Here is a 9,444-nt window from a genome sequence, read left to right as displayed (position 1 = left end):
GCGCCGACCTCATCACCTGGAGAACGGTGACGAGGTCGGCGCCACGCTTACGCGTTGCACGGCCGGTGGGTCTACCTGCGCCAGTCGTAGGCGACGAGCGGCAGCTTGGTGCGGGACGTGCTGTTCAGCACCGCCGGGCGCGTACACGGTCTCCATGAAAGAAGAACCCGGCGTTGCCGACGATCGGCGAGCTGGGTGAGCAGGTTGAAGTCCTACGCTGACCGCGTGGGAGGAACCCGTGAGGGCAGGGGCAGGTGTCATGAGGAAGAAGACGTTGCTTTCCACTGCCCTGGCCACCGGGGCCGCCGCCGCCATCGGCAGCCTGGCAACCACTCCGAAGTCTGCCTGGTACCAGCGGCTGCGCAAACCCTCCTGGCAGCCGCCGGCCCGCGCGTTCCCGCTGGTGTGGACGCCGCTGTACGCGCTGATCGCCTACGGCAGCGCCAGAGCGCTGTCCCAGGCGGGCAACGGTCAGGCGGCGCTACGCCGGACGCTGGCCGCCGACCTGCTGCTCAACGCCGCCTGGCCCGCGCTGTTCTTCCGCGCCCGCTCACCACGTCTGGCGCTGGCAGAGATCGTGGTGCTCAACGCCGTGAACGTGGCTCTGGTACGGCAGGCGGCGCGCGCCGACCGGACAGCAGGGGCGCTATTGATGCCGTACGCGGCCTGGACGGCCTTCGCCACCGCGCTCAACGCCTCCATCGCCCGCCACAACCCTGGCGCCTGACACACCGCCACCACCCGAAGAGATCCCCACGACCCCGGCCGACGCCCGGGGCCGAGTGCCATGCGCGTTCATCCCCGTACATTGATCTCATCGAGCCGGCCGATCTCCACGTCGTAGACGAACCCGCGGATGACGTCCTTGTAGGGAAGGTAAAGAACCAGCGCCTCGCCGCCGCCAGCTACGGTGCAGCCTCCGCCTCCCCGCATGCACCTTGGCCCCGGGTCCGCTACGACCGGCGACGCGACGAAGGCGATCGCCACTCCAGCGCGCTCCGCAACACTTCCAACTGGATCTCGGCCGCCTGCACCACTGCTCATAAAAGAGGGTGACCTACGACGAACACGTCGCCTTCCCACCGCGATCGAAAGCCACAGTTTGACAACTTGGGCAGAACGGACGTCCGCAGCACCCTCTTTAGGAGAGTGGAGGTCAATCCGCCGTCATGGGTGGCATGAGCTGGGCAAACAGCCTTCGCGGCCGCTGGACACCGCAAGATCATCCCGTGCATATCCCCAGCTCGATGGCGAAAGCCACCGCGTCATTCGGTATCAAACCATATCCGACCTGGCGCGCAATCTGGCCAGGCCGGGGAAGTGGTGCGGCAGCACGACTGTTCACTTTCAGATCCCTTTGAAGCGTCCGACTATCGACATGCTGGCGACGATGCTCCTAAGCTGGAGCCTGCTCTAGGTTCAGATCACGAGGTTGTGCGGCGCTGTCCGGCCTGATAGGCGAAGGCATATGGAGTGTGGTGACCTCCCCGATGATGAGTGGGCATTGGCAGAGCCGTATATGCGCTGGGTGAGCCGGGGCCCGATCCCGGATCCGCGGTGGCAGTTCAACGCCGTGATGTGGCGTTTCCGCGTCGGCGGCCCGTGTCGGGACCTGCCCGTCGAGTACGGCTCATGGTCCACGGTCTACGACCGCTTCCGTTCGTGAGCGGGCACGGGCGTCTCGCAGAACCTGATGGAGGCCATGATCGGTGAGGCTACCGCCCGCGGGCAGGCCGACCTCGACCTGGTCAGCGTGGGCTCCACAACGGCTCGCGCCCACCGACCGCCCCGGCTATCGATGGCTGCTGAACCGCAACCTGACCACCGGCGAGCTGGCCTCCTACCGCTGCTACGCCTCCGGCCCGACACCGTTGATGACCTGGTGAACATCGCCGGGATCCACTGGGCGGTGGAGGAGAGATGCCCCGAGCAAAGACCCGCTCGGCCTGACGCAGTACCAGGTGAGCGATTGGACGCCCTGGCATCGGCACGTCACCACCGGCATGCTCGTCCTGGTATTCCACGCTGCCACTAAAGCGGCCTCGCCTACAGACAGCGAGGTACTCGATGACCAGGGAAAAGGCGCGACAACTAACGCCAGCCCGCCGTGTGGGGGCGCCCCATATCGCCTCCTCAGCCCTCACTCGCCGAGATCTGCCGCGTCCTGGCCCGCCTGTTCATTTCCAGCCGCCAACGCCATCGAGCACGTCCCGGCCTGGCCAGGCTTCCGCTGCCTCCACCAACCCGCGCCCTGGTCAGCCACCGTCGACGTGACGACCCGAGACCCAAGATCTCTGAATGCAATACCGTGAACCTTTCATCGTGAGTGATGGCCATCTTCGACGAGTTGCAGAACGAGGATGGCCTGGACGACCGCGGTCGCGCGGCGTGGGCAAGCAAGGCAGTCGGGCCGGCACTTTCCAGGTCTTCAGCGTCGCGACGGCGCGTTCGCCGATAGCCCGGATGCGGGCATGGGAGCGGTTGACGTCCTTTTGCCCGCGCGACAAGCCAGGGGCGGTGGCGCCTGAACGGCGTGCGGATCGTACCGCCGCGCCCTGATAACCCTTATCCGCAAAGGTCGTTACGCCGACGCTGGTTAGGGCGTCGATCAGGCCGACGGTCCGGGCCAGGGTCACATTGTGGGTGGCGCCGGGCAGCCCGGGCGAGGCCCACACCAGCCGACCTACCGGGTCGGCCAGGACCTGGACATTCATCCCGTGGTGCCGGTGTTTGCCGCTGTGGTACGGCCGCTCGCCGGCGACGCGATCGATGGGATCAGCGTGCCGTCCAGGTTGGCGTAGGCCAGCCGGGAGGCGCGGGCGACGGCAGCGTGCACATCCTCGGCGAGAGCGGCCACCAGGTTGATGCTCTCGCGGACGTAGCGCCAGGCCGTGCTGGTGCCGATAGCGAAGCCGGCGGCCAGGCGCGCGTAGCTGTCGCCGTTGCGCAGATGGGCCAAGACCAGCAGCGCCTGCTGGGCCGGCTCTAACCGCCACCACCGGCTGCGGCGCTCGGCACGGTGCGCGGGGATGAGCTCGGCCAGGCGCGCCAGCGGGGGGTTGGACAGCGGGATGGCAGCACGGTAAGAGAGCAACGAGGCTCTCGGTGGGGCATCGGATCTTGGTCAACCTGCTGTCTTACCGGGAGCGTCCTTCCATCCGCCACTGCACCCGCCCACCCGCCGCGACCAGGGCTATCAAGATGGAAAAGCCTCCGTTGTGGAGTATATGAGCCGTGGCCTGGCGCTCATGGTCTTTCAGGTGCATACTACGGCTACCCCTGCCCCTGCATAGAGCTCATCGAGCGCTGACGAGATAATCATGGTGGCGATCATTAGAGGTAGTGATCAGGAACGTTACAACCCCTTGGGTTGGGAGTTCTGGATACCGCTTCCCGATGGTTTCCTGCCAGGTCATGGCAGCGTCATTGTCCCCTTTCCCAAAGGTGCAAAAGCACCCTATCACCGTCATCCCAACGCTCACGTCCTCATCATCTCTCTATCCGGCACCGCGATGGGGATCGTGAACGGGACGAATATTTCGGTTGCGCCCGGAGATGTCGTTCTCATCCCGCCGAATACTCCGCATAAATGGATCACCACGAGCGATAGTCCGTGGATCTCCTTTGCCATACATAGGCCGCCCGTATACGAAACAGACGAAGTCCTTGACTTTCAGAGCGTTTCTGAACTCGGCAATTCACCCCATTGGCATGCAGAGAGTTGAGTCGATGAAAGCAGTGATAGAACAGCTGCACAGCGAAAAAACCGCTCTAGCTGAGCAGGAATTCTTTCGATGGCTCCGCGAGCCGAGCCCCGATGACGTCCGCAAGCTCGCCTTCGCCAGGGCGATGTGCTCGTATGTGATGTCATTCAGAGACCTGCTGTTGCTGCTACAGGACAGAGGCAGCGACGATCCGCTCCAGCAGGCGATCAACGCATACGTCGATGAGGACGCACCTCACTACAAATGGTACCTGCAGGACCTAGGGAAGGTCTCCGCCGAGCCCTTCCACCCCGTTGAGCTATGGGATCCGAAGCTGCTTCCCTCCCGGCGTACGATCTATCGAATGATCGGTTACGCGATGGATAATCCCCCAATCCCCACGAAGCTGCTGCTCGTATCGATATTCGAGGCGACCGGCGAGGTGTTCCTGCGGCACACGCGTGACCTTCTACTCAGGATCGGCATGGACGAGGAACTGAGCTACTTCGGTTCCGTGCACTATGCGGACGAAGTCCAGCACACTGTGGATCTATCCATTCTGACCTCAGTGGAGCTTACTGACGCACAACGAGTAGAGGCACTGCGCATAGTGACCCTCGCTTTCACGGAGTATCGTGCGCTTTTCGAGAGCTGGCGGCTCTATGCGCAGGAGCACTGACCGCTCGCCAGCTCTCGTGGTGGGCGGAAGCCGCGGCATCGGCTATGCGGTGGCCGAGGAGCTCGCGTCCGCAGGTGTGGCACTCGGCGTGATCTCATATGCGCGTGAGGGCAATGAACGGGCTGTGGCCTCTCTCGCGGGCTTCGGGCCGCCGGTGTTCGGGCGCTCTGCGGACGTACGTCATCCTGTTGAGTTCAAGAACGCCGTCGACGAACTCGCTAATGAACTGGGTGGACTAAGAGCCCTGGTTTACAGCGCGGGTGTGCACGACAGGATGGAAGATCTCGACGACTATGACGACGCCCTCTGGGAGCGCATAGTGGCAGTGAACCTTACCGGAGCGTTCTATGCGGTCAGGCATGCGATGCCATATCTGCGCCGCGGCGCCGGCTCGATCGTCATCATCGGTTCCGTAGCCTCTCGCCGAGGGTTCGCCAGGGCGCACGGCTACGTCGCCGCGAAACACGGCCTTGTGGGTCTCACACGTTCTCTCGCGCAGGAGCTCGGGCCTGACGAGATAAACGTAAACCTGGTCTGTCCGGGTTTTGTGGAAACCGACATGACCCGCGACAAAGCAGCACTACGCCGCTGGCATGAGCAGAACTCCCCGCTCGGCAGAGGCGTAGAGGCCGCGGAGGTGGCAAAGACCGTGGCCTTCCTGCTGAAAGACGACGTCTCAGCGGTCACGGGACAAGTCATCGGGGTATGCGGAGGGACGTCATGGTGACGCGTCACTGGTGGGCCAAGCCGCTATATTCCTTCCCCGCGGAGGTTCGTGGCAGCCAAATCATGCGCGACCTGGGGATCGGCCACGCCTTTCCCGACGTTTCGGTACGGGTTCTGGAGCGCACCGGATCGGGCAGCGACCACGGCGGTAAGAACGGACGTGTCCTCCTGGCTCTGCACGGGGAGATACGCATCCGGGCGGGGGCTCTGGACGACGTGGTGAAGGCCGGGGAGCTTGTTCATCTCGGCCCAGGAGAAACCATCGAGTGGACCTGCACGTCAGAAACGTGGCTGGTTATCGACATAAGTCGAGCTGAAGGGGCCGAGTGATGGGCCGTAAACTCGGCCATGAGTTTCACCGCGAGCTGGCGCTTATAGCCGCCCAGGCCAACCGTGCGCCGTACGTTGTGGCCCTCAAGAACGGAACCATGAGCAGCGCGAAGCTCGACGACTACCTCACCGACACCTACTGGGCGGTTCTTCTCTTTCCTAGCCTTGCCCAGACGCTCGTGGACCGCATGCCGAGCGGCGTCGACTCAGCCGAGTTACGGCAAAGCGCTCGCGAGGAATTAGACCATCCGGCCATGTATGAACCCATTTTGCAGGGCCGCGGTATTGATCCTAAGTTCGTGCAAGCCTCTTCATATGTTCCTAAGTCCCGGATCTACCATTACTTCTGGCGGTGGGTGGAATGCCTGGTGGGACACGCTCCGTGGCACCAGGCAGTGGCGGCGGTGATGCTGGGCATAGAAGGTGGGGCACCAGTATTTGAAGCCGTGGTTGCGCAGTCCTTGGTGCAGTACTATGGCTTGTCGCCTGAGCAGGCGCGGTGGTTCAGTGTTCATTCGGGCAATGTGGAGGCCGCGCACCATGCCGAAGGGGTCAGAGTGCTGGAACGTCTCCCTTTGAGCTCAGCCGACCATGCGGCCATATTGGAGATAGCGTTCTTGGCGGCCAGGGCGATGGTGATCGACTGTCCGAACGAATGGTTCGCCGCACGGTCGGCGAATCCCTAGCCGTCTGAAGGAGAAGCGGTGGCACATTACCGAGAACTGGACGAGCGAGGTATCAGTTACCGCGTTCATGAGTATCCGCACGAGACCGTGTCGCCGAGCGAGGTCGCTCGGCACCTGGGCATTCCCATCACCGCCATGTACAAGAGCCTTCTGGTACGGGCTGACAAGCTTCACTCGATGTGCTGTATACCGATCGAGTGTCGGATCGACTCCAAAGCGGTGGCGCGGGGACTACAGGTGAGAAAGGTCTCCATGGCCAATCTTGCCGAAGTGCCCGGCCGTGGCAAGCTAGAGCCGATGGGCGTGAGCCCCGCGCTGCAGCCAGACTTCCCGCTCCTGCTCGACGATTCGGCGCAAACCCTTGAACTGCTGTTCATCGGTGGCGGCCGGGGTTTCGAGTTGGAAGTGCCGGTGAAGGACTTCATTCGCGGGTTCCAACCGATCCTGGGCGCTTTCTCGATCACTGCCTCCTGAGATCGGGCTGGGGGTATCGCGGATGCATGCCGTCCAGTACTTTGAGAGAAGCGACTTCCTGGCCGCCATGACCAGGGCGATTGACAGGCAAGTCCCGCTGCGACGCATTGCCTTCAGCAAGTGCTCTCCCGCGCCCCTCGACTCAGCCTCCCCATTCCTTGGAGCCCTTGCGAGGGCCGGAGACAGGGGCGCCTCTCTCGATGTGGCGCTCCTGGACTCCGTGGTCGACGGGACTTGGTTGGATGCGCTCACCACCAGGTGCCTGTCGCACCCGGATACACGTGTCGGCATCGTGGACTCACGTCGTTTCGCCCTCACCCCGGTTCTGGTCGTCGACGATCGGTGCGCGTTTCTCCATTGCACATGGCCGGCCAGACCGGATGCCGAAGAGCTGTATTGGGGCACGGAGTTCTACCCGTCGGAGGAGGAAGACGAGGTCGGGGTCCTGTGCGCGAAGCTGGATCAGCATGTGTCTCAGGCCCTGCGCGACCCCGGCACCCGCATGGTCTGTGTCTCATCAGGACCGCAGGCAGGAGCTATCCGGACATCGAAACGATCCCGGTGACGATGGACAGGGCCCCCAGGAGCAGGCATACATTCGCCACCGCTTGCCGAGTTATCTGCCAGCTGTCCGAGGCGCCTTCCACCCAGACCCGATGCGGCGCCTGTAGGTCCACGCGTAGGGCGACGGTATCACCGCATTTCAGAGCGGACGCCATGTCGCCCGACGGCCAGAGCGTTATGTGGAAGTCCTCTCCGTGCCAGGTATACGTGACGTTCATGCTGGGACGCGTAGTGTGACCTGGGAGGGCGCCCGCGCCCACGGGATCGATTTTCGTCACCCATCCCGCGACGTCATGCCCGCGGCGGAGGAGATCCCTGTGTCGCCGTCTCGTGAGATGGACAAGGAGCGCGGCGAGACAGCAGAGTAGAACTCCCACGACTATGAAACTCAACGCTCTGATCATTTGTTCGTCTCCTGATCGCGATCAATGACGAGTGTGGCTTGAGAAACCTTTGGTGTACGACCCGAAGATTGTTCGAAAGAGTTCGATCAGGGCTACAGCTAGGGCGATCATCTCTGTGTAGGGGGGAGGGGCGGGTTGGTGATTCGGGATCTCTTTGGTCATGCACATAGCTTTAACCCCAAGAAAAGATGGGGTCAATAAGGCTCTGAAATGTTGTTACGCGGCCGACCTCGTGTTCTGATCGTGTTGCAACACCGTGTCTCGACAGGAGGAACACTCCGATGAGCAACGACAACCGCTTCCAGGCACTCATCGAGCATATGATCTCGGCGAGAAAAAGCCGGGGAATTTCACAGGCCGGCATGGCCGAGCTCAGCGGAGTTAGTAACAAAACCATTTCTGAGTACGAGCGGGGCATGTTCGGGCCTACCGGCATGCCCAAGGCGGACATTCTCATGAGGCTCGCGCTGGCGATTGAGGAGGAGCCGCGCAATTGGCTCGCGCTCGCGGCGATGCGCATGGAACCTGACGATTTAACGCGCGCCGTGGCGATTGTGCAATCCCGATCCAACGCTGGAGCGCTGGCCGACGCGAGAGTTCATGCCCTGGACGAAATCAGATCTATGCGGCGACCGGCCGTGCGTATCAGTTGCCACCACACCGAGACATTTGGCAATTTCGACCGGGCGCACGCCAGCCTGCTCGTCAAGCTCATCGACGGCAGATGGGAATGTAACTTTATCGAAATAGAATCAGTCGCGGATCAGATCGAGCTGCTGCGGGCTGACCGGCAACGATGTCACTTCGCCGTAGGGCTGATCGATTCCTTGGCCCGGAAGGCGCGAGGCCTGCGATTCGTCCCATACGGCGGCCTCAACTCCACGGTGGCCGCCATCGCTCTGTCCGAGGGACCGTACGTGGACTGGACGCACATCAGGCGGCGTAGCCCCGATGTGCTGGCGCTGACCATCCGCGGGGAAATGGGAGACAGCTACTTGCGGGCGGCGCTGGGATACGGCGAGGACAGCGGGAACATCATCAGCACGGACCTGACGGGCCTGCGAGAACTGTCAGGCTGGTTCGTTCAGGAAGCAAGGCGCAGCGCACAGAAGCAGGTTGTGTTCTGCGCGAGTGACTACCGATGTCATCTCCTGTTGCGTAATGGTGGATTGCCCGGTACCCCGTTCGTCGTCATGCCTCGCGCGGGAAGCCAGGAGGAGCCCCTTCCGACGTACGCAAATGGGATGATGGTTCTCAACACCGAAACTGATTTCGGTGACCTTCTGGAGGCTGCCGTGAAGGAAGCCTTCATCAACGCGCCCAGCAGGCTCGCCGAGATCTACTCTGAGCTTCTCGCCCGGCTCATACCGCTCGACCAGCCGGTGGGGCATCCTTTCGTCTTCGCCCGCCTCTACCCCTTCGCCTCGATGACTCCGATGTTCCTCAGCCAGCTTCGCGACCAGCTTTTCGTAGCGCTGGAAAATCGTAATTTCGCGTCTGCTCAGCATGCAGCGATTGTGGATTACGCTCTTCAACCTGCGACAAACTTGATCGATCACTCCGCTTTGGCGGATCAACTCGAGGTCCTCAGCGCGCAGTTGAACTCGGTGATGAACATGCTCAGCTCATGGCGTGTTCCCGCCGTATCGGTGATGCCTGATGTACTTCAAGAAGGGTCGGAGTCACCACCCAAGCGCCCGTCGGGATAACCCGGTTCGTTGGCCCAGCTGGTATGCGCTCTAACCTCGATCTTTCGTGCGCCCAGCAGGACGGAGGTGAAGCCGTGACGTAGCGGCTGATCGTCTGTTTGTAAGCTCGTCGTCGCTTGCCGGTGGAAGTCCGGTCCGGGTAGCTGCCAGGAGGCCCGGTAGCAGGCT

The 9,444-nt window shown here is 62.5% G+C and carries 11 protein-coding genes and 1 pseudogene; 10 read left to right on the top strand and 2 right to left on the bottom strand.

What is annotated here, in order from left to right:
* The first annotated feature begins 259 nt into the window (after nucleotides 1-259).
* On the top strand, nucleotides 260-727 hold the full coding sequence (locus KME77_RS17005; RefSeq protein WP_219468319.1) for a TspO/MBR family protein: 468 nt from the start codon (nucleotides 260-262) through the stop codon (nucleotides 725-727).
* Between the two features lie 68 nt (nucleotides 728-795).
* On the opposite strand, the gene KME77_RS17000 is transcribed toward KME77_RS17005, so the two are convergent.
* On the bottom strand, nucleotides 796-987 hold the full coding sequence (locus KME77_RS17000) for a hypothetical protein (protein WP_219468317.1): 192 nt from the start codon (nucleotides 985-987) through the stop codon (nucleotides 796-798).
* A 481-nt stretch (nucleotides 988-1,468) separates the two neighbouring features.
* Between KME77_RS17000 and KME77_RS30515 the strand changes: the two genes are divergently transcribed.
* Nucleotides 1,469-1,666, top strand: coding sequence for a transposase (locus tag KME77_RS30515; protein ID WP_372451186.1), 198 nt, complete (start codon nucleotides 1,469-1,471; stop codon nucleotides 1,664-1,666).
* Nucleotides 1,667-1,709: 43 nt separating this feature from the next.
* Entirely contained in the window at nucleotides 1,710-1,886 is a 177-nt protein-coding gene (locus KME77_RS16990; RefSeq protein ID WP_219468311.1) for a hypothetical protein, read from the top strand.
* Between the two features lie 431 nt (nucleotides 1,887-2,317).
* Here the strand turns inward: KME77_RS16990 and KME77_RS16985 are convergent.
* Nucleotides 2,318-3,094 (bottom strand): annotated as a pseudogene (locus tag KME77_RS16985) (transposase family protein).
* Between the two features lie 226 nt (nucleotides 3,095-3,320).
* Between KME77_RS16985 and KME77_RS16980 the strand changes: the two are divergent.
* The 7 genes from KME77_RS16980 to KME77_RS16950 all read left to right on the top strand — a co-directional run bounded on the left by KME77_RS16980 (nucleotide 3,321) and on the right by KME77_RS16950 (nucleotide 9,276).
* The gene (locus tag KME77_RS16980; RefSeq protein ID WP_219468308.1) at nucleotides 3,321-3,725 is read left to right on the top strand and encodes a cupin domain-containing protein; all 405 of its coding nucleotides are present in this window, start codon (nucleotides 3,321-3,323) and stop codon (nucleotides 3,723-3,725) included.
* A gap of 4 nt (nucleotides 3,726-3,729) precedes the next feature.
* The gene (locus tag KME77_RS16975) at nucleotides 3,730-4,383 is read left to right on the top strand and encodes a hypothetical protein (protein WP_219468307.1); all 654 of its coding nucleotides are present in this window, start codon (nucleotides 3,730-3,732) and stop codon (nucleotides 4,381-4,383) included.
* Entirely contained in the window at nucleotides 4,367-5,110 is a 744-nt protein-coding gene (locus KME77_RS16970; protein ID WP_246609925.1) for an SDR family NAD(P)-dependent oxidoreductase, read from the top strand. Before KME77_RS16975 ends, KME77_RS16970 begins: the two co-directional genes overlap by 17 nt.
* The gene (locus KME77_RS16965; protein WP_219468301.1) at nucleotides 5,104-5,439 is read left to right on the top strand and encodes a hypothetical protein; all 336 of its coding nucleotides are present in this window, start codon (nucleotides 5,104-5,106) and stop codon (nucleotides 5,437-5,439) included. The genes KME77_RS16970 and KME77_RS16965 overlap by 7 nt, the downstream gene beginning before the upstream one ends.
* Nucleotides 5,439-6,125: an iron-containing redox enzyme family protein gene (locus KME77_RS16960; RefSeq protein ID WP_219468298.1), complete on the top strand. Its 687-nt coding sequence runs from the start codon at nucleotides 5,439-5,441 to the stop codon at nucleotides 6,123-6,125. Before KME77_RS16965 ends, KME77_RS16960 begins: the two co-directional genes overlap by 1 nt.
* A gap of 18 nt (nucleotides 6,126-6,143) precedes the next feature.
* Nucleotides 6,144-6,599 carry an aminoacyl-tRNA deacylase gene (locus KME77_RS16955; RefSeq protein WP_219468295.1) on the top strand — a complete coding sequence of 152 codons (456 nt, stop codon included), beginning with the start codon at nucleotides 6,144-6,146 and terminating at the stop codon, nucleotides 6,597-6,599.
* 1,249 nt (nucleotides 6,600-7,848) lie between these two features.
* Complete coding sequence (locus KME77_RS16950; RefSeq protein ID WP_219468293.1) at nucleotides 7,849-9,276, top strand: helix-turn-helix domain-containing protein; 1,428 nt, start codon at nucleotides 7,849-7,851, stop codon at nucleotides 9,274-9,276.
* Nucleotides 9,277-9,444 lie beyond the last annotated feature (168 nt).

The sequence above is a fragment of the Nonomuraea rhizosphaerae genome (assembly GCF_019396405.1).
Classification (GTDB): domain Bacteria; phylum Actinomycetota; class Actinomycetes; order Streptosporangiales; family Streptosporangiaceae; genus Nonomuraea; species Nonomuraea rhizosphaerae.
This window is presented reverse-complemented; position numbering and strand designations above follow the sequence as displayed.

Excerpts from the sequence above, each read along its gene's own strand:
- KME77_RS30515 (WP_372451186.1), top strand. The coding sequence starts at position 1,469 with ATGGAGTGTGGTGACCTCCCCGATGATGAGTGGGCATTGGCAGAGCCG.
- KME77_RS16975 (WP_219468307.1), top strand. The coding sequence starts at position 3,730 with ATGAAAGCAGTGATAGAACAGCTGCACAGCGAAAAAACCGCTCTAGCT.
- KME77_RS17005 (WP_219468319.1), top strand. The coding sequence starts at position 260 with ATGAGGAAGAAGACGTTGCTTTCCACTGCCCTGGCCACCGGGGCCGCC.
- KME77_RS16970 (WP_246609925.1), top strand. The coding sequence starts at position 4,367 with ATGCGCAGGAGCACTGACCGCTCGCCAGCTCTCGTGGTGGGCGGAAGC.
- KME77_RS16965 (WP_219468301.1), top strand. The coding sequence starts at position 5,104 with ATGGTGACGCGTCACTGGTGGGCCAAGCCGCTATATTCCTTCCCCGCG.
- KME77_RS16960 (WP_219468298.1), top strand. The coding sequence starts at position 5,439 with ATGGGCCGTAAACTCGGCCATGAGTTTCACCGCGAGCTGGCGCTTATA.
- KME77_RS16980 (WP_219468308.1), top strand. The coding sequence starts at position 3,321 with ATGGTGGCGATCATTAGAGGTAGTGATCAGGAACGTTACAACCCCTTG.
- KME77_RS16950 (WP_219468293.1), top strand. The coding sequence starts at position 7,849 with ATGAGCAACGACAACCGCTTCCAGGCACTCATCGAGCATATGATCTCG.